Source organism: Moraxella nonliquefaciens (assembly GCF_001679005.1).
Taxonomy (GTDB): domain Bacteria; phylum Pseudomonadota; class Gammaproteobacteria; order Pseudomonadales; family Moraxellaceae; genus Moraxella; species Moraxella nonliquefaciens.
This window is the reverse complement of the sequence record NZ_LXTW01000001.1, coordinates 158745-178294: the sequence shown is the minus strand read 5'-3', so window position 1 is coordinate 178294 and position 19550 is coordinate 158745. Positions and strand designations below refer to the sequence as shown.

At 33.9% G+C, this 19550-nt stretch carries 25 protein-coding genes; 4 read left to right on the top strand and 21 right to left on the bottom strand.

Annotated elements, in window-relative coordinates; translation table 11 throughout:
* Positions 1 to 73 precede the first annotated feature (73 nt).
* The 13 genes from A7456_RS00720 to A7456_RS00660 all read right to left on the bottom strand — a co-directional run bounded on the left by A7456_RS00720 (position 74) and on the right by A7456_RS00660 (position 8881).
* The gene (locus A7456_RS00720; protein WP_067006528.1) at positions 74 to 427 is read right to left on the bottom strand and encodes a hypothetical protein; all 354 of its coding nucleotides are present in this window, start codon (positions 425 to 427) and stop codon (positions 74 to 76) included.
* Positions 424 to 921 (bottom strand): RuvC family protein, encoded by a 498-nt coding sequence (locus A7456_RS00715; protein WP_067006527.1) that lies wholly within the window; start codon positions 919 to 921, stop codon positions 424 to 426. Before A7456_RS00715 ends, A7456_RS00720 begins: the two co-directional genes overlap by 4 nt.
* Positions 914 to 1114 carry a hypothetical protein gene (locus A7456_RS00710; RefSeq protein WP_066893733.1) on the bottom strand — a complete coding sequence of 67 codons (201 nt, stop codon included), beginning with the start codon at positions 1112 to 1114 and terminating at the stop codon, positions 914 to 916. Before A7456_RS00710 ends, A7456_RS00715 begins: the two co-directional genes overlap by 8 nt.
* A 2-nt stretch (positions 1115 to 1116) precedes the next feature.
* Positions 1117 to 1836, bottom strand: a complete 720-nt coding sequence (locus A7456_RS00705) for a hypothetical protein (RefSeq protein ID WP_067006525.1) — start codon at positions 1834 to 1836, stop codon at positions 1117 to 1119.
* Entirely contained in the window at positions 1833 to 2330 is a 498-nt protein-coding gene (locus A7456_RS00700; RefSeq protein WP_067006522.1) for an HNH endonuclease, read from the bottom strand. Before A7456_RS00700 ends, A7456_RS00705 begins: the two co-directional genes overlap by 4 nt.
* Positions 2317 to 3051, bottom strand: coding sequence for an AAA family ATPase (locus A7456_RS00695; RefSeq protein WP_067006519.1), 735 nt, complete (start codon positions 3049 to 3051; stop codon positions 2317 to 2319). The genes A7456_RS00700 and A7456_RS00695 overlap by 14 nt, the downstream gene beginning before the upstream one ends.
* 63 nt (positions 3052 to 3114) lie before the next feature.
* Positions 3115 to 5259: a YfjI family protein gene (locus tag A7456_RS00690; RefSeq protein ID WP_227713257.1), complete on the bottom strand. Its 2145-nt coding sequence runs from the start codon at positions 5257 to 5259 to the stop codon at positions 3115 to 3117.
* 3 nt (positions 5260 to 5262) lie between these two features.
* Positions 5263 to 5523, bottom strand: coding sequence for a hypothetical protein (locus A7456_RS00685; protein WP_067006516.1), 261 nt, complete (start codon positions 5521 to 5523; stop codon positions 5263 to 5265).
* The gene (locus A7456_RS00680) at positions 5520 to 6479 is read right to left on the bottom strand and encodes a hypothetical protein (protein ID WP_067006514.1); all 960 of its coding nucleotides are present in this window, start codon (positions 6477 to 6479) and stop codon (positions 5520 to 5522) included. The genes A7456_RS00685 and A7456_RS00680 overlap by 4 nt, the downstream gene beginning before the upstream one ends.
* Positions 6480 to 6540: 61 nt before the next feature.
* Positions 6541 to 7377, bottom strand: a complete 837-nt coding sequence (locus A7456_RS00675) for a hypothetical protein (RefSeq protein ID WP_067006511.1) — start codon at positions 7375 to 7377, stop codon at positions 6541 to 6543.
* Positions 7378 to 7442: 65 nt separating this feature from the next.
* Complete coding sequence (locus A7456_RS00670) at positions 7443 to 7694, bottom strand: DUF6378 domain-containing protein (RefSeq protein ID WP_067006508.1); 252 nt, start codon at positions 7692 to 7694, stop codon at positions 7443 to 7445.
* 70 nt (positions 7695 to 7764) lie between these two features.
* On the bottom strand, positions 7765 to 8007 hold the full coding sequence (locus tag A7456_RS00665; protein WP_067006505.1) for a hypothetical protein: 243 nt from the start codon (positions 8005 to 8007) through the stop codon (positions 7765 to 7767).
* The gene (locus A7456_RS00660) at positions 8000 to 8881 is read right to left on the bottom strand and encodes an FAD-dependent thymidylate synthase (protein WP_067006503.1); all 882 of its coding nucleotides are present in this window, start codon (positions 8879 to 8881) and stop codon (positions 8000 to 8002) included. The genes A7456_RS00665 and A7456_RS00660 overlap by 8 nt, the downstream gene beginning before the upstream one ends.
* 389 nt (positions 8882 to 9270) lie before the next feature.
* Between A7456_RS00660 and A7456_RS00655 the strand changes: the two genes are divergently transcribed.
* Genes A7456_RS00655 through A7456_RS00640 form a run of 4 tightly spaced genes read left to right on the top strand, consistent with a single transcriptional unit; the run spans position 9271 to position 11950 of the window.
* Positions 9271 to 10821 carry a hypothetical protein gene (locus A7456_RS00655; RefSeq protein ID WP_067006500.1) on the top strand — a complete coding sequence of 517 codons (1551 nt, stop codon included), beginning with the start codon at positions 9271 to 9273 and terminating at the stop codon, positions 10819 to 10821.
* A 2-nt stretch (positions 10822 to 10823) separates the two neighbouring features.
* On the top strand, positions 10824 to 11174 hold the full coding sequence (locus A7456_RS00650) for a hypothetical protein (protein WP_067006497.1): 351 nt from the start codon (positions 10824 to 10826) through the stop codon (positions 11172 to 11174).
* The gene (locus A7456_RS00645) at positions 11155 to 11382 is read left to right on the top strand and encodes a hypothetical protein (protein ID WP_066893705.1); all 228 of its coding nucleotides are present in this window, start codon (positions 11155 to 11157) and stop codon (positions 11380 to 11382) included. Before A7456_RS00650 ends, A7456_RS00645 begins: the two co-directional genes overlap by 20 nt.
* Positions 11360 to 11950 (top strand): N-acetylmuramidase family protein, encoded by a 591-nt coding sequence (locus tag A7456_RS00640; protein ID WP_067006624.1) that lies wholly within the window; start codon positions 11360 to 11362, stop codon positions 11948 to 11950. Before A7456_RS00645 ends, A7456_RS00640 begins: the two co-directional genes overlap by 23 nt.
* Before the next feature lie 11 nt (positions 11951 to 11961).
* Here the strand turns inward: A7456_RS00640 and A7456_RS00635 are convergent, their stop codons facing one another.
* From A7456_RS00635 to A7456_RS00595, 8 genes are all read right to left on the bottom strand, one after another.
* The gene (locus A7456_RS00635; RefSeq protein ID WP_067006495.1) at positions 11962 to 12537 is read right to left on the bottom strand and encodes a hypothetical protein; all 576 of its coding nucleotides are present in this window, start codon (positions 12535 to 12537) and stop codon (positions 11962 to 11964) included.
* Positions 12534 to 12758, bottom strand: coding sequence for a hypothetical protein (locus tag A7456_RS00630; protein ID WP_067006492.1), 225 nt, complete (start codon positions 12756 to 12758; stop codon positions 12534 to 12536). The genes A7456_RS00635 and A7456_RS00630 overlap by 4 nt, the downstream gene beginning before the upstream one ends.
* A 54-nt stretch (positions 12759 to 12812) precedes the next feature.
* Positions 12813 to 15278 (bottom strand): DNA polymerase, encoded by a 2466-nt coding sequence (locus tag A7456_RS00625; RefSeq protein ID WP_067006489.1) that lies wholly within the window; start codon positions 15276 to 15278, stop codon positions 12813 to 12815.
* Between the two features lie 292 nt (positions 15279 to 15570).
* Entirely contained in the window at positions 15571 to 15888 is a 318-nt protein-coding gene (locus A7456_RS00615) for a hypothetical protein (protein WP_067006483.1), read from the bottom strand.
* Between the two features lie 93 nt (positions 15889 to 15981).
* Complete coding sequence (locus tag A7456_RS00610; protein WP_067006480.1) at positions 15982 to 16263, bottom strand: hypothetical protein; 282 nt, start codon at positions 16261 to 16263, stop codon at positions 15982 to 15984.
* On the bottom strand, positions 16260 to 17420 hold the full coding sequence (locus tag A7456_RS00605; RefSeq protein WP_067006477.1) for an ATP-dependent DNA helicase: 1161 nt from the start codon (positions 17418 to 17420) through the stop codon (positions 16260 to 16262). The genes A7456_RS00610 and A7456_RS00605 overlap by 4 nt, the downstream gene beginning before the upstream one ends.
* Before the next feature lie 2 nt (positions 17421 to 17422).
* Positions 17423 to 18526 (bottom strand): vWA domain-containing protein, encoded by a 1104-nt coding sequence (locus A7456_RS00600; RefSeq protein ID WP_067006474.1) that lies wholly within the window; start codon positions 18524 to 18526, stop codon positions 17423 to 17425.
* Positions 18507 to 19529: a MoxR family ATPase gene (locus A7456_RS00595; protein ID WP_197940252.1), complete on the bottom strand. Its 1023-nt coding sequence runs from the start codon at positions 19527 to 19529 to the stop codon at positions 18507 to 18509. Before A7456_RS00595 ends, A7456_RS00600 begins: the two co-directional genes overlap by 20 nt.
* Positions 19530 to 19550 lie beyond the last annotated feature (21 nt).

Genomic DNA, 19550 nt, shown 5'->3' with positions numbered 1-19550 from the left:
AAATTTAAGAATAAAAAAAGCTAATAGGGAAAATATCCCTATTAGCACTAAGATACCAAATACTGCAAGCGTATTAATCAAAGAGCGAATCACTGTCATCATCTGAGTCAGTCTCTTCGGTTGGTTCTTCGGTTGGTTCTTCTTCTGTCAGTTCATCTTCAAAATCATTGATTTCTTCTTCTGGCTCTGTATTTGGCTCATTAATAACCACATTTGAGTCATCAAATTCATCTTGTGTTCCCACAAAAACTTCTTGCTTTTTAGTACGAGTTTTCTTAGGTTTTGGTTTGGTGGCATGAGTTGAATTAAGTTCAATCTCAGCACCTTTGTCAAAGGTAAATTCTGCATTAGAAGTATCAATCCCTTTGGCATTGAGTGCTTCTGTTACAATGGCTTGAAGTTCTTCATTAGATAGGATAATTTTCATATTAAGTTTCTCTTAGTTAAGCCTACATACATTGCAACAATACTATCTGCAATATGCTCAGCTTTGGTTTTGGTGGATAAGTCTAATTGTGGGTGTTTTTGTTTAACCCAATTAATAACATCATCTTTACTGGCTGTATTTGAGCCTACAAAGCGTTTTACTTCGTGTGGGGTACAAATCTGTGTATCTATGTCTAACGTTGCTGTAAGAGCAACACAGACTGCATAAGATACCATTGCTCTGGCAGATTGACTGCCAATGGGTAATTCCACACAGAGTAAATCACAATCTTTGATAAGTGATGTGATAGACCAGAATAATTCCCTACATCGGTCATAGTCTTTTAGGTTTTGGTTTCTTTTGGTTTTATCTGGTTTATTTTTTAATACACCAGTATCTGTAATGACTAATCCATTACTGTCTAATAAACCAATAGAATAACCCCAGTTGTTGTAACTGGGGTCATAAGCTATGACTTTTAGTGGTTTATTCATCGTATTCAATGAAATACTCTGTATCAGTGAAGTAAGGTAAATCTAAGACTTCTTTTTTTACTTGTTCTAATACATGATAAGCCGTTTCATCTGGGTGCATGAGTTTCATGGCTTCAATGGTAGATAGTATGTTATCCACATAATCAAGCCAATGTTCGTGCATTTGGTCTAGGGTATCAATTTCAAGTTTCATAGTTAATCTCCAAATACGTCATCATCAATAGACGCTGTTTCTGCGGTTGCTTGGGATGTAGATTTAGCAGGTTCTCTGCCACCTGTTTTATCATCTACTTTGTTTTCCCATTTGGTTTTCCATTCGCTAACAAACTCTGCGGTTTCTTTTTTAGCCAAAAGTTCATTAACGGTTTTTGAGTTAGTGGCATGAAATGCTTTGTCAATCACATTAGATTCACGGATTTCATCACCATCTACATATTTACCATCATGATTTTTCACTTGCTTAAAGGCTTTGACTTGTTTAATTCCTAGCTTAACTTGCTGACCATGAAGTGCAGTTAAGCAATCAACGGCTGTTTTCTTTTTACCACGAATTTCAAAATCGTAAAGTTCTAGGACTTTTTCTTCGGTTTTAAGTTCTGTAATTTGCTTACCTTTTAAAGACAAGCGTGAAATGTCATTGGCTGTGGTATAAGCAGGTAGTGGATATTTCTTACCCTCTTTGATGTAGAATGTTTCTTTGTTGCGGTTGGTTACATACATGGTTTCTGTAATCTCACGCCCACCTACATCAAAGCCAAAAGTAATACTCTTAGCTCCACCTTTGGACTCACCTGTGTAGGCGTATTTAATGGTTGCGTCATAGACACCAGATGGTATTACAGAATAACCACCACCTACGGTATCTTTAACTTCTTCTAGTTTATCTGCTTGTTTAATGTCTGAGAAAAAACTCATTTAATGTCTCCGTGGTTTTTATGGAAACCAAGTTCTAATAACTTGGCTTTACGTTGTGAAATAGCTTCATCAATATCATCAAAGCTACGTTGAAATATTTTCTTTTGATTAAAGGTAATTTCTGCGATATATCGCTTACGTCTTCTACAATACCAAATACCTGCTTCATCTATTCGTGTGCGTTGTCTTGTACGGTTACGGCAGTTTTGGGCATGAGTTACTTGTCTTAGATTACATAAGCGATTATCATCTCTGATATGGTTAATATGGTCTATTTCATGTTCTGGATATTCTCCATGAACCCAGAACCAAATAAGTCTGTGTTCAGGGTAAGTCTTTCCCATGAAATAAACTTGTCTATATCCTGATGATTTATGAGATGAACCTGCTCTACTATTTAACATGGTTTTCTTGCTTGGTTTTTTAATCCATGTTAAATGTCCAGTAATTTCATCATAATCAAGATACTCTTTTACCACATCATGACTTATCATAATATACTTTTAATCGGTCTAAAATGAGTTGAATATTACCGTCTATGAGTATCTCATTACGTGAAAACATATTCTTAGGTGTTTTAATACGTTCATTAACGGTGTCCTTGGTTACACGAGTTTGGATAACGTGTTTAAAACCTAAGTCTTCTTCATCTTCGGTAACGGTTAATAGGTCAGATTGATAGTCTTCTAGCTTACCTGTTTTCTCTTTTTTGGGTGAGACTACAACGCTAAAATAACTTTCAATCCCATTCTTGGCTAATGCACCTTTTACAGGAATTGCTGTTTCAAATTCTTGTGATGATTCATTATACTGTGAGTAAGTATGGGCAGTAAAAATAATTTGTTTATTGCAATTAGCTACTGCGTGCATTAAGCGTTTAAAGAATTGGGAATAATCACCCCATGCTTTTTGAACATTGCTTGATGTAAGCACAACCTTACTTTCATACATATCCATAAGATAAGTAATACTATCAATCACAATGGTTTCAAATTTATCATTATCTGTGGCTTTGGTAAGATATGTAATTACCTGTTCTGGATGTGTAATGGTTACTTCTTTAAACCCTGATTTAAATGGTAATGCTCTACCATTTTCACAGTTTAAATATAATACCTTTTCATGGTTGGTTAATCCCTCTAAACTACTGGATTTACCAGTACCTGATTTACCTGAGATTAACACCACATAAGGATTAAATCCTATATCACTCATTGGTTTCTCCAAAATAAAATAAAAACCCACAAAGGTGCGGAACGCACCAATATGGGTCTATGATTAATTAGCTAACTTTTTAGCCACACTATGAAAGATGGTACTGTGTAATTCAAGCTCATCCAGTTTATCAACAAGTTTATTATTTAAACCAATAACCTTATCTTTCACTGTATCAAACTTATAACCACTATCAACCAGTATCATAGCATATCTTAATAGCATATTGTTTCTATTACCGTCTCCTGTATTGTTAATAACCCAACGCTCTAAATTATCCAAATGCTCTTGGTCTCTTAGCTGTGATTGTCTTTCTTCATTCTTAGTGGTCTTAGGAATAAAAGGAAGTATGTCAAACAACTCACCATCTTGATGAATGATGGTAGCATTTTTATTGGTTTCCCATTTTCTACTGCGTTGGTTGCATTGGGTATCTACATCAAAAGGTAACTGTGCAATGACTGCATTATACATTTCTTTGTAGTCCTTAGCGTCTAGCTTTAACGTGTAGTTAATGGGTAGGATAATTCTAAAATGAGGGTCATCATCTTTATGGCTTTTGGTAGTTTGAAATATGGCTTTATATCCTTTAAGTAGTAGCTGTGCTGTATTCAAAGAACAAGTACCATCAATGTCTAAAACCAATAAATTAAATCCTGCTTGGCAGTTATCTTCTTTGCGATAACCATCTATAAGATGATGACTAAGCCAATGATAATTATCTTTGGTTAATAACTTATCAATCTTATCAAAGGATACAATTTGATTTTTATAATTCTCTGTAATTTCTTTTGAGAAAGATAAAATCATTTCATTTAAATTGGTTTCATCAATGGTATCAGCATTTAAAAACATGATACTGTCAGTATATGATTTTTTAATGACAATGTTATTTTTATAACCCCATGCAATAGCCATTTGAATCATTTCATCTTTTTGAGCTTTACTACCACGAAAACTGGGTAAGTCTTCATCCAAATCAGCTAAGGTAACATCATGTCTTACACTGGCTAAATAATTAGCCAATTTGATATAAGGGCGTTGTGGTGTTAATAACTTATTAAATGCTTCACCACTATCTTCAACCAATCTGATGGCATATTCAACATACTCTGGTGTAATGATATCTTTACCATCCACAAAAGCATAAGCACCTGCTAATTTCATGGTTTTAAAATAACGGTGTTCTATTTCAGTTTTACGTATGGCTTCAAATTCTGATAGCTCTGCTGATAAATTTTCACAATGTAGCTTATAAGTGAGCAGTAGCTTAATACTATCTGTGCTAAGCGTTAGCTTGGTATTTAGCTTGTCAGGGTCAGCCAATAAAGTAATATGCTCTGCAATACTCTCTAAGCTGTCATCGTGGTCTGTATTAAACAAAGTTTTCATAAGCTCATCAACAGAATTTACTTTGGCTTTGTGTACTTGGTTGGTAAAACCAAATAAACATCTACGAGCATAACCCATCTCTAAGAGTTCATAAAATTGCTCTTCTGTTTTGCCACCGTCTAACAGTTTAGATGGTGTACCAAACATCAGTAGATTGGTTGGTGTATGACCTTCAATACGCTCAAAGCGAGTATTTTCACTTGATGACTTAACCAGCTTATCCCTGATAAGACCTTTATCATATAGCTCTAAGTAAGCAATCATAGCGTCAATAGAACCTGATAAATTAGCTCCTGCTTCATCAACAGTAAGGTTACAAGCACCTGCATTGGCAATCAATAGCTTCTGTCTCATTTGCTTGATGGCAGGTACAGTAGCACTATCAAACTCAAACATTAAAGCACCTAAATCATTAAATACTTTTTCTAGTTTGGTTTGTTCTTCATCAATATCTTTACCTGTTTTATTGGCTCTTTTAATAGCCAACTGTTGAATATTACACTCAGCAGTAATAGGAAAAGTATACTCAATAAATGTCTCTGTAAACCCTTTTAAGACTTCTTGGGACATCATGGTGGTACTATGCCCTTTACCTGCTCCTGATGGCTGTAAAGCGATGACATAGCTGTTTACAGGGATAGGTTCTTTACCAATCCAACCTTTAATAGAAGCTCTCATATGACCTGCAATAACAGATAAATAATAAGCCACAATGACACGAAAAAATAAAGGATTGGTATTTTGTGTTTTGGCTTGAAGTATCTCTACTAACTCTTCTGCTAATGGGTAATACTTCATTTGGTTAAAGTTTTTCATTGTTTACTCCTTAATAGCATAGTCATACAATCTGTTGTTATCTGTTACCGCTCTTTTAATGTAAAGGTGCTTATACTTTTCAGCAATCTCACCATAGGACTCTGTATGTGGGTAAGTATCTGTGAAATAAGGTTCAGTAATAATATCTACAACTAAATGAACTTCCCCAAATTCTCTAAGATAGTTCTCAGAAACATTACTGACTTTACAAAGACAAGGTAAATCTTCTTCGGTTACCTGTAAATAATTATGAATCTCTGTCATACAATTAAATCTCCACTGGCTATAAGAGCGTCTTTTTGAGTGCATAATAAAAAAGCAGGGCAGTACTTACAAGCACTCACTTGACCTTTAACTTCTCTAACTTCACCCACACAACCATCATCATTAAATCTGGCAAAGGCTTGTGCTTTGTTATCAAAGTTCTTAGTTGATTTGGTTGAATTAGGGTTTTTGTAATACTTCCATACTGTTGGTTTACGCCATAGCTCTTCATCAGTACAAAAAGGTATGTCTGTTTCTGGTTTATCTTGATACTCTAAAATATCAGATAACTTGGTTTTGATATAATGCTCTGTCTCTTGCAAAGATAATAGATTATATTTTTGACTTAATACACGAGCTTGTGGGTAAGCAGGATTACGCATACTCTCTGCCCTACTCCAATCTGTAAAGATATAGTGGATAACCATCTCATCTTTGGTAATGATGTCAGGATTAAGAAAGCGGTAAATAGACCCTTGTAAACTGTATTTATCTGCATTGGATTGGTTCATGTAATTCCAAACTGATGTGGATTTAAAGTCATGAACTCTATTTTCTGCTACAAAGTCAAACTTACCTGAAATCTTAAAGCCAAGCATGTCTTTATAAGAACGCTTTTCCATATAGACAGCAATATCATTCTTTTTGACTTTGGTTGGATTAACTTTGATACGTTTGATGGTATCATCATCATAACCTAGTAACTTTAACGCTCGTGTAGGCTCTTGCCAAGCTAATTCAATGGCTGTATGTATGGCAGTACCCATACGAGATGAAACCATGTCAGATAAATCTACAACGTTATCTGATGATGCTAAACGCCTACCCAATATAAGTTGTCTTAGTGGTTTTAGTAAACCTGTGGTACTAATGGTATTGGGTTCATGGTCATAATGGTCTGTGGCTAAAAATACCGCTAATGGTAGGGGTATATTGTGATTGTTGGTATATTGCATGGTTACTCCAAATTAAAACCCAAAAAACCGCTAGAAGCGGTTTGGTAAAGGGTTAGGGATATTATCTATTTTCTAATGCTGTGATACGAGTTATTAGAGCATCTACAAGAGATTGCAAATCTTCTGGGGCTTGTGTCCAGTCTGTTGCGATGTTGCCACGTTCTAGCTTGATTTTGCGTATTTCTAAGTAGCTTCCGCTCTTACCAAGACTTGCACCGTCAGCTGATTGAATGCTACCAATCAAGATTGAGCAGTTAAGTCTATCGCTTCTGACTGTTGCCGTTGTTGTCGCCCTGTGCCATTGCCCATCATTATTGATAGACATGGGGTTAAAACCGCCCATGTTACCACTTTGACGACTTAATAGGTAGGTGTAGCTTAGGTTGTCTAAGTCTGTACGATACTCAAAACTCAGTGTAATTGTCTCACCGTCTTTAAAATCTAGCCCAGTTTGATAAGACGTTCGCATGCCTAGATTAAACAAGGGTTGGGTTAGCTCCAAGTGGTTGTTGCTGATTGTATCAACTTGTCTCCAAGTCCACCAAGTCATGTTTTGCGTGTTAAGTAGCAGGTTACGACCGCCCACCGCTAAATTGTCAAACCGTGCATTAAGCTGATTTTGTTCATTATCTAAGTGGTAATGGTTAGGTGTTTGGTGTTGGAAATATACTGTGGTATCTTCTTTAAAAGTAAGATAGATAAACGCTTCTTCTAAGGTAGTATCTAATGATTGATTAGAAGCCAATGAAGTAAGAGCTAACCAATGAATACCATCTTTACTTTTTAAAATATTAGCTGTTGCATTACCTGTATTGGTTAGTTTGGTTTGGGGATAAAATTTAGTAAGAACCACTATTTTATCTTTGGATAACTCAAAGTCATCAGAAACAAATAACATAAAATCTCCTGTGAGAGCGGATAAATAATTATCTTAATCTAACAAGAGATTTTTATGTTAATTTGCTAAGCAATACTGTTCAATGCCAGTTGAGTATAACCAATAATATCAATCCAATGGTCTTTTTCATCACAGTTACCGTTGGTAATACGAGCTATTTTATGCAGTATCATGTGAAGTGCTTCACGTTGTACCAAAGATAAATCTGCAAAGTTATCTCCATGAGATACAATATCTTTTAATAATTGGCTTGTATGGGCATTGGATGTAAAGCTACCGTGTGTAGTAGCTCTTTGGTTTAGAACTTGTTCAATCATGGTATTCCTTAAAGTGAAAGTGAAAGTGAAATGCTAACAAAAGAATTAAATAAATCTATGGCATAATTCTTTATACTTTTTCCAAATATTTATTTACTTGGTCTGGGTAGTGAGTATTTTCTACCCAGTCTTTTGCTTCATCTAATGACTTAAATTCTCTAAATCTACCATTACCATAGTAACAATAAAATAAGTCATCTTCTTTTTGAATATAATAGTCATTAAATGTATTGGTGGTAAACCATACATTACGGTAATTATCCAAGGCTTGTTCTAGCCTATCAGACCATTTGAGTTTAGGTATCTTATACATAGTTGTCCGCCTTATAATCGTGATTTGGGATAAGTTGTCTGTATTGTATCCAATTTACAAAGTTACCACTATAATAATTGCCATAATCACTATAACAAATGATGCCTTGTTTAAAGTAACCATCATCATCTAGTGGGTCATCTATTGGAGTAGCACAGTGTTCAAAGGCACTGGCATGAACAGGCTGACTATTAACCAATTTATCATAGATGGCTTTGGCTTTGTCAATACTAGCATCTGTCTTACGATAGGATACTTGTGCTGAACATGAGCATGAAATCATGAGTGCTGTTTCTAAGTCATCATCACTGTGTAAGTTCCAATAACCATTACCATAATAAGGTGTATGCCATTGACCCTGATAAAGTTTAACTGGTTTACTCTCTTTCATGGCTTCATACATGACACGAGCTAATTGTTGTATCTCTGGTTGTGCGTCTTTATGCAGTCTTAGGTAAAAGAAGTTGTCATAATTAGTAGCTGTAACCAGTGTTTTCATCATACAAAAAGGTTCTAATACACGATTAACAATCTGCTTATGTAAACCAAGTTCTTTTAATTTAAGTGCATGTTTAATAGCACTATCACGAGCTTCTAACCAAGCATTAATAGCCAGTGTGCTATTAGCCTGTTCATCTTTGGCTTGCATGCCTGACTGGTTTAACCCCCAATGAATAGGCATTGCTGTATTGGTTTGTATCTGTTCAATCATCTTATCAATAGGGATTGCTCTACTACTAGCAGAATTACGGCTAAACGCTCTGTGAGTGTTTAATTCAGCCAGAATAAATCTAGGGTATTCTAGTTCAAAAGTCGTAATGCGTTGGTTTGTATATGCTGATATGCTATCAGCAATGATTGTAGCTTTAATCATAATAGCTCCGTTGTAAAATAGATGCTAACATCTTCTAATATCAGCATTATTAATTCGTAGACATTGTCTTGGTTCATGAGAATTGGACATGACACAAACCAATAAAGTAATTAAACAAAAAATTAATAAACGCAGTGTCATAAGTTATCCTTTGGTTTAAATAAAGAATTGTCCTGTATCGTAGGACTTACGGATTGTACCTAAGTTGGAGCTTAAAATGTAAAAAGCATGGCTTATTACAATCTGTCATGGTTATTAGCCACTCATGACTTGGCTATGGCGTTCAATTCAAAACCCACAGGAGTGCGGAACGCACAGCAGATTAACCAGTTGTTAAATCACGATGGTATAGTACAACTTTTATAACAACCAAACCAAAAGGTGATTACATGAGAGAAATAGATATACCTGATAGAGATGAAACCATCAAATATCTTCAAGACTTAAATGAGCGATTAAAAGAAACTCCTTTTATTGCTTTGGGGGATAATTATATTGAGCAATTAAAAGCAAGCCTGAATTACAGTCCTATTTTAACAGTAAGAGATTTAACCTCATTATTAACCCCATTAGAAGTTGCGTCTTATATACTCATACACTGGCAACCAATAGAGTATCCTAAACAATACATAGGAGCACTTGACCTTATAAAACGTGAACTTATTTTGGATGGTCATTATGACAGTTATGGTATGCCACAGATGTCTTTAAACAATGGTGCACTTCACTTACAAGGATTTTTTACTGGCACATTACATTTTAGTACTACCGATGAAACAGACCTAAATAGAACCACAATTACCAAAAATATAGATAATCTAGAAAATGCTAATTATAGATTATTATTAAGTGATTTGGGCAAACATGACATGTTACTAAACTATTATGAAAATACTCTTCCAATGGAGACTAAACCAATGAAGATTACACCGAATGCAGGCACTCTTGTCATTTCTTTTTACTGGGAAGATACTTCTGGGGAAGATTTTTTAATGAGAGCCATCCATGACATAGAACAATATAATATTGTTAATATTTTTAACTTTATACCAGATAACAGTGTTATCTATGGAGATATTCAAGGATTTAATGGATTGCATTATGTTATGCCCCACTTCTATGATGGCGTTACTGACGTTGAGTTATTTGGATTATGGTACAGTAAGTTATTATCAGGTAAGGTAACTATGGAAATCTCTGTGTATGAGGGTACTACCATCACCAGACTTAACTCTTATGAATCAGGCATGCTAATAAAAATAGATGATTTTATTTATAAAGAAACCTTTGATTTACAAATAGCTCATACCATTCAACACGGTACTCATGGAGAGTATATAGGCAGAATAAACCATAATCCAGAAACAGGTAAAGTAAGATTTATACCTAATTATACAGGTTATGTGTACCCTATCCTACCTAATGAAATATCTAATTTTTGGGAAATACAATATACGGGATTAAAAACAATACATGTAAGAATTATTGAAAGTATAGATAATGAACTTGTCTTTGTAAATACTGAACCAACGCCATATGGTACTTATAACATGAAAGTTTCACAAAGATTAAATCCTAATGTTACTTATGAGTTTATTTTAACTGATTTGATAAAAGCAAGTAGTTTTGAAATCTCTTTACCATATTTGATAAGTGAGTGGTTTGGTGAAGGTCATGGTTATATACGCAATTCTGGTGATTATCTTTTTATTCCTAGAGACGAATATGGTGATAAAATACAGATACCTTTAAAAGATGTATCTAGTATTAAGATAAAGTATCTTAGTGATTACTCATTTAAAATAACCTGTAATGAATACAGTGAAGTATTTCGTTTACTTAATCCTGAAAATTTATCTTTAAAATTAAGTATACATTTTAGTATTAATAATTCACCTAATCCAATTAAAACATTAAAAATAATTCAACATGTGGAATAACCATGGAACAAGAACTAAAAAAACAATTAACCAATGTGCATTTAAAATTAGAACAGTTATCCAAAGACATCATCAGACTGACTGTCATAAATGAACACCAGTATGAAGAAAGACAAGCCAATAGCATTAAGATAGAAAAAATGGAGAGTGATTTTACATCTGCCAAAGGTGCAATATTAACTCTTAAATGGCTTATTTCTATGTTAGGTGCTGGTGCTATTGCTTTTTGCACTTGGATAGTTACTTCTAATAATGAACATCAAAAAGAATTAGCTACGTTAAATCAAAAGGTAGCCATATTAGAAAAAGAAGTCAATGATTTGGAGAATTATAATGAAAAAACTTTTAAATGAGCATTTTATTATTACCATGTTTTTTAGTAGTATGATGTTTTTAATTATATTGGGTTTATTCTTTGTAAGTATGCCAAAAGAAAATAATAATTTAATTAATATCGTAATTGGTTTTATTGCAGGATATGTATCTAGTCAAATAGGATATTATTTTGGAGATACAGACATGCGTAAAAAAGGAGAAAATAATGAAAATATTAACCAATGAACAAATCAAAGAATTAGCCAATACACATGGTATTGAGTATGCTTGTTTGAGAGCAGTGATTGAAGTAGAAGCCAGTGGTAGTGGTTTTATCAATGGTTTACCTAAAATACTCTATGAACCGCATATCATGCACAGGTTGCTTACCCAAAACCATCTGATTACTGTTCGTAATAAACTCATGCAAGAACATCCTAAACTGTGTTATATACGTTGGGGTACACATAGGTATGGTAAGACATCAGAACAGCACAGTAGATTAGGTATTGCTTCTGGATATTCACAAGAACACGCATTACAAAGCTGTTCATGGGGCTTGGGTCAAGTCATGGGTTATCATTGGAAATCACTTGGTTATGAGAGCTTACAAGCATTTATCAATGATATGTATCACTCAGAAGCCAAGCAATTAGAAGCCATGATTAGATTTATCAAAACCAATGGCTTACTTATTCATCTTAAAAATAAAGACTGGGTAAGATTTGCTAGGGGATATAATGGCAGTGGCTATGCTAAAAATAAGTATCATATTAAACTGGCTAGTGCTTATAACAAATATAAAGGGTCATAAGACCCTTTATTTTATTTATCTATATGCTTAACTAAAATCTGAGACCATCTTTCATAACCATCAATTCTAGCTCTAATATCATCAATGGTTTGCCATACTGGGTTTAGTATTTCTAATTCATCTGGTTTAATCAAAGACTTATCTCCCAGCTCAATAAAACCAATAGCACCAATATGCACTTGACTGACTTTATCATAATCAGAGTAGATATATTCATCTGTAAGTTTGATATTCTCATCCAAACCCAGTTCTTCTTTGAGTTCTCTTTCAGCAGTAGCATGAATACACCATCTGGGGGTATCATCTAAATCAGACAGTTCTACATGACCACCAAATCCCATAGAACGTTTACCATGTAATCTGGTTTCACTGCCCCTACGAGCATAGGTAAGATATTCATCACCACACTTAACAAAAATATAAGGTAATATCTGTGGAAGCATAGTACCAATGGCATGATAGTTAGGTAACTTACTATCTACAACGTTACGGTTAATAAAATGAATGTCTTCTGGATTAAGCTCAATCTTATTAATACCCTCTGTTAGGTGTAGATTGGCTTTGGTAATACACATGACTGGGTTCATCTATATGAGTTCCTTTTGGTTGCAATACGAATATTATTTTTCGTATAAAGTTTATCTAAATAGGTAGCTATTCTAATGGCTTCTTGTCTATCAAGAACAACGATACCACTAGGTGCTATCCAACCTTGTTTATATTCAGACCAAGGCAATTCACCCATACCAACGATGACATTACTTTGACCCTCAAACTCTTTGTACTTATGCAGTAAACGATGATACATAAAAATACTCCAAAAAGATTTGGAGCATTTTAACACAAAATACCTAGTATTTATTTATGTGATAGTACTATTTTTTTTGATTTCTTTTCTACTGGCTTTATTGGGTAGGGTAATTTCATTAGCCCAATTAGGGTAGAATAAACCAAGTTCAGCAGTTAGCTTGATTTTATCATGTTTAAGCTCTGGTAATTCTTGCCATGACATACATTCAGCTAAGTTATCATTTACCCATTTAACTACATTGATATTATCTTTGATAACCAAATAGATGGCATCATGGATGGTAGCAACAGGGAATATATCAAGACTGTATTCAGACTTCCATACTCGCTCCATAAACTCATTTAAGGCTCTGTTGGTAAGCATTCCATAAGATTGCCCACTAACAGCATTACCTACGCTTCTGGCTTCTGCTATGGCTAAATAAGGTGTCTTAGAGTTACCTAGAATGGATTTGGCTAGAACTGGTGTTCTAATTCTTAAACCAAAAGCAGTATCAAGATAACCTTGTTGTTCTGCTTGTTTGATTTTATTGGCTACCCATTCATTAGATACTTTATACATTTCATGGTAGCCTTTCTCCACTTGCTGAGCTTCTTGTTCAGAGAACCCACAGTTATTCATCAAAGTAAACTTAGTACCGCTATATTGCAAGGCAAAACTTGGTGCTTTTGAGCGTTGTCTTAGTTTAGGATATTTATCTTTGATAGAGTTAATACTTTCAACTGTTTCTTTAATATCAGGAAATTGGTCTCTCCAATAATAAAATGCTCTATAACAATGACCGTCATAACCGTCAATCCAAATCTTTTCTTTGTTTGGGTCTTTGGTTAGTAGGGTATTGACCTTATCTTCTAAGGCATTGTAATCTGCCCCACAGAATATCCAACCTTTTGGTGCAGTAAAACATTTCTTAACAGGTTTACCAAAGGTACTACCACTAGGTAGATTTTGTAAATTAGGATTACTACTAGATAACCTACCTGACACAGTACCCCCAAGATTAAAATTACCATGAAGCCAGTGATGATTATCTCTTGGTTTAGCATTTAAAAATGCAGGAATGAAAGTACTTAATATCTTTTGAATATCAGCATATTCTCGTATCAAGTCAAGTAACTCTGTATCATCTGTATAGTTCATAAGTTTAGCTATGGTTTTGCCAGATACACTAGGTTGCTTGATATCTGTGTAATCAATCACAGGTAGCATCATGACTGTATAGAGTAGTTCAATCATGTGCTTAGGGCTATTAGGATTAAATCTAATCTTAAAGTTATTAGGTACTTTTTGTTTCTTATGGCTTTTGTTATATTTAATACACTCTTGTTCTTTTAAACCAATAACAGTAGCTTTGACTAGCTCATGTGCTTGTATCTTGGTTTCAAGTGTTAGGCTCTTAGCTCTAAGCTCATCTCTTAACATAAGCACTTCTGCCATATCCATGGGCATACCTGTTAATTCCATTTGAATAATGGTTTTAAGACTAGGTAGCATGATGGTATTGTAGATATTCTCTTGACTATCTTGTAACATGATGGGGTAGTACTTATTAAATACATAGAATGTAGCCAATGTATCTTTTAGGTTATACTCCAACAAATCATCATCGGTTAGCTTAGTAACATCAGTTACATCTACTGCATAGTTACCTACAAACTCATGACTTAAATCTTTTAAACCCAGTGTATTACCTTGTGTGTTATTGGTAGCTAAGTAAGCGATAATCTTTGTATCATGTAGGTTTCTACACATGGTGTGTAAACCGTGTAATAGACCTTTCATATCACTTGGATTATCCATAAAGCAATGATAGATAATATGCTTAATATCAAAACTGGCATTATGAAATGTCTTATAACCATGATACTTCTCAAAGAATTGTTTAATAAACCGCTTATCACTAACTTTAAATGAAATACCACTATGTTCATTTTTGGCAAAAGCAATAGATATTAAATCACTACCCAGTTCTAAGCCAGTAGTCTCAATATCAATGGCTAACATAGGTTCATCAAGATAACCAATTAAATCATTTGGTTTGTTGTAACTTGCTTCGTAAATAACATCACCAAAACCATTGGCTTTACCATTGATATGATTAGCCAATGTATTAAGTGATAGTGTCAGATTGCTAGCCATACTTTGATTATACATAAGCTGTGCATAATTAATCCCATAGACTACATGAATATGTTCATAGCCTGTAAGTTTACATGGCAACACATAACCTAAATGAATTTCTGATTTTTTCTCTTTGGTGAGTTGTTTAAAGTAAGTACTATCTGCCACATAAAGATAAGTAATACCTTGTTGTTTGATACTAGGTAGTATTCTTTTAAGACACTCTTTGGCTTTGGTAGCTGATACTTTATTGGTTGGTTCATAGTAAAGACTAAACGCCATACAAGGCAAACCAAGTGGTTTAACATAGTATTGTTCTATATCCTTACGGTTAAAATAACTGTCTTTGATTAATATAGCTACTTTTGGCTTATCATGAAATAGTAAATGGTTCATAGTGAGTTAAGACCTTTGTAATAGTAGAACAGTTCAAAGAATTTATCTCTGTTTTCAAATAGAAAATCATCAACCGCAGTAATAGTAGGAATACTATAAGCTACGATATAATCTATTGGTTCAGGTAAATATTCATTCCTAATACTGTTATTATAAGATAAACACTTAGATAAGTACTCTCGCATGAAACGATAATTGTCTGCTTCCTCAGAGCTAAAATCAGTTAAATTTAAGTTTATTAACCTGAATAGATACAACGTAATGAACTGCTCTTCATACTCATTAAATTTAGTCATAAATTATTTAAACCCTTGTAATAGTAAAACTTATTAAAAAATTCATCTTTATGTTCATTAAGGAATTTTTTAATGTAATAAGGTTGTCCTAGTGGGTAAAGACTAAATTTAGAGTTAATAGGCTCTGGTAGATATCGCTTCCTATCTATTGGTATTAGATATAAAACGCTTAGAAAATAATCAAGCATAAAGTTATAATCCCACCGCTGTTCCTCTGTATAGATACCATCAATAGGATTAATTAAACTTCTAATATAATAATTAGCATAAGTTTTAGTATTTTCTACACTAGCTTGTACATTAAATGAACTCATCAATTATATAACTCCTTATAGTAAGTAGGTATCTTGATAAATTTACCTCTTTGGGTATGTAATTGAGAAACGCAACTTCTATATTATCTATGCTCATAACGCTCTCAATCCTTTATAAAAGAAAACCAATGATAAAAACTTATCTCTTTGTAATGACCCCAAAGGATAAACTCTTTTATCTATGGTTTTATAGTTACCTAATATATTAGCAAATTCTTTTGTACAATACTCTGTAACTTCATCTATATCATTAAGACAAGTTAGTGCTTTATGCAAATACAAAGACATGAATCTACTGTCTTCATGTCTAGGATTTGGATTAACACCATGCACAAAATAAGCTATCTTTTCTGTTTTATTTTGTAAGATTATCACGGCAATTCTCCTGTTAAATAAACCTTATCAGTAGCACGAGAGAAAGCTACATAAAGCAATCTGTTTTTCTCTTTTTTGGTTTCTACTGAATCTAAGTCATTTAAATGAATATACACGGTAGAGTAAGTACTGCCTTGTGCTTTGTGAATGGTTTGAGCATAAGGCTGTCTTAGGTCAATGAACTCATTATAAACAGCCCAATTACTTTCTTCTTTGGATTTTTTAAATGCTCTACTCATGCCAGTGGCTGATTTAGGGATATAAACATCATAATGACCATAGGACATAGTATCTATACAACAGTGTGTTACTTTAACCCCTAACAAGGTCATATCCCCATATACCTGTCTAACCAATATTTTAGCATTGTTAGCCAGATTGGTGGATTTATGATAGTTGTTATTAATCAGAATATCACCTACTTTAATCTCTTTGGCTAAGAGATTATTGTATTTTTGTACTGTGGTATTTTTTAAACCAAGAATTTTTTGACTGCCATCATAATTAGCAAAGTCTTGTTTAATCTGTTGTTCAAATTGTTTTTGGTTTAGATGAATAACTTCTTTGCCTAATACAATAGCAGGTGTGTCAGAATTAGTTGTAATCGCTTCTCTGAGCTTATCACAGTAATCCCTTATCTTAGGTGCATTCTGCTGTCTGATGGTCTGTGTAAGCTCTACCATAGCAATATCAGCATAATATACAGGTGCATGGTTTAAACCAATCGGTGTTAGTTGGTTTTTATCTCCTACATAGATAATCTTTTTGCACACGGATTGGATATGAGCTAATTGCTCATAATTAAGATAGCTACATTCATCAATCACTACAATATGATTAATAGGAGATACCTTTTTAAATGGAGTATCACAGGCACTTAAACCAAAGAAAGAATGGACTGTTCTGGCTTTGATACCATTAGCATTTAACGCTTCAACTGCTTTATTGGTAGTAGCACAAAACTGCCAATGTCTTTTCTCTAAACCAAGAGCATTACCTAATGTAAAAATAGCCTCATATTCATCTTTAATGGCTTTTAGAATGGTGGTCTTACCTGTACCTGCATGACCTTGTAAAATGATTTGTTTTTGCTTATCATCAAAGATGAAATTGATAATCTCATCTTTGGCTTTTAGTTGTTCATCTGTGAGTTTCATATTTACTCCAATTTAAAATGTATAACTTTACCAAAGGAAGCAGTAAACCGTGGATTATTAAATATAACCCATAATACTGGTTTCTTTGGATTGGTAAGTCTGGTATTAAAATAACCGTCTGTAATGACAATAAGAGCTTTGCTATTGGTTTTTGTGTACTTCTCTAAGGTATCTCTTAAATCAGTACCACCATAACCAACTAATTCAACTTTCTTTAATTCATTGGTGGATTTGATTGGTTTATGTAGTTTAACAGAAGTATCAAACAACATTAAATCAATACTATCTGGATTTAGCTGTTTAAATACATGATGTATCTCAGAGATAAACTGACTAAACATCTTATCATCAACAGAGCCTGATGTATCAATAGCAAAGGTTACTTTACTTAAACCAAACGAATTAACACTAGGTAAGTAAAATCCTTGGTTAAGTAATTTTTTTCTTGGTTTCTTCCAAGAGTAATCAGCTTTACCTGCATTAAGCATAAAACGCTTTAATACTGCTTTCCAGTTTACCTTTGGTTTATGTAAACTGCCTACATAACGTTTTACACTGTCAGGTACAGAACCATAATTATTACTTCTTTGAGCTTGATGTACTGCTTGGATAATCTTAGCTGTAATCTCATCAGTAGCTGATTCATCGCTAGGGATAATATCATTACCTAATGCGTTACTAGGTTTTGGTTTATTATCTTTGCTGAGTAAATCATAGACTTCTTCTGATGACATACCACGATACTTTCTGTCTAATAGACCACCTTGTATCATAGTCATGCCTTGATTAACTAATTCAAGATTAATGACATAATCGCAAGCCATATTGAATATCTGATGGTCTCTATCATCACGTCTTAATGTATGTAAATAAGCTACATGAAGTGTTTCATGAGCAAGTAAGAATACTTGCTCATTATCTGTAAGCTCTACAAAAGTCTTTGGATTGATTAGTAACTGTTTACCGTTGGTTGCACCATAAGGCACTTCATCAGTTAATACAGTTTCTAACATAGAACAAAGACTTGATGTGAATACCATATTAGACTGGTTAAATAATCTAATCTTGGCATAGCTAATTTCATTTTTAGCGTGGTTTATGTCCATACGCTTTGACTCCTAAGTCTGTAAGCCATTCTCTTAACAATTTAGATTGAGCAATCTTATCTATACCATATCTACCTTTAATCTCCCGTAGGGCAACCATGTGCATTTCAGGACTAAAACGTTTTAGATAGGTAGTTAGTTTATCCATGTCTTTATCTAGATGACCAACAACCATTGTTAAAGTAGCCCACCTAATACCAATCATATCTGGGATTGGATAGTTCTCTGGGTCTTTTAGAATGTCTTCAATGGTTGGCAGTTCTTTGTGATATTCCATGAACGCTTTAAATTCATGGGCAACACCTAAACCAAGTAATGAAGCCATAACAATAAGTGGTGTATTGTTGTCTAATACCTTACTCATCATTTGCCATGTTCTAGGACTGGCATAAGGTGTATCTAGGTCTGGATTGAATGTATAGAGTAGATTTGGTTTGAAATTAAGAAAGGATGTAATCATTGGATGAATGTCATTAGCTACTGCCCATTCTTGCCATTCTGTATTATCCACTTGGATATAAAAATGTGCAAAGCGTGAGATAAGTGCTGATGACATGGTATTAACAATGGCATTATCATTGTCTAAGTTACCACAAGCGATGATAAAACACTTATCATGTAGTTTATGCTGACCTACCTGCCTATCCAATACGAGCTTGTATGCACTAGCCTGTACGCTAGGTAGAGCTGAATTGAACTCATCAAGCAGTAATAGCCACCCTTTCTTAGTTTTTGGTAGCGGTGTACTTTCAATAGGAAAAGTATCAAAAGGTAGAAATGTAGATTTACCATCTTTAAAATAAGGCAAGCCTTGAATATCACTAGCATCCATTTCAGTAAGACGTAAGTCAATTACTTCTAGGTGATATTTTTCTGCTATTTGTTTGGCTATACTACTCTTACCGATGGCAGGTGATGAGTGAAGAAACGGTACTACTTTTGATTTAAATAAAATAGGTAGCACTTGGGCTACCTGATTTAATGTACATTGCATGGTGTTCATTGATTTACTCCTTAATGTTTC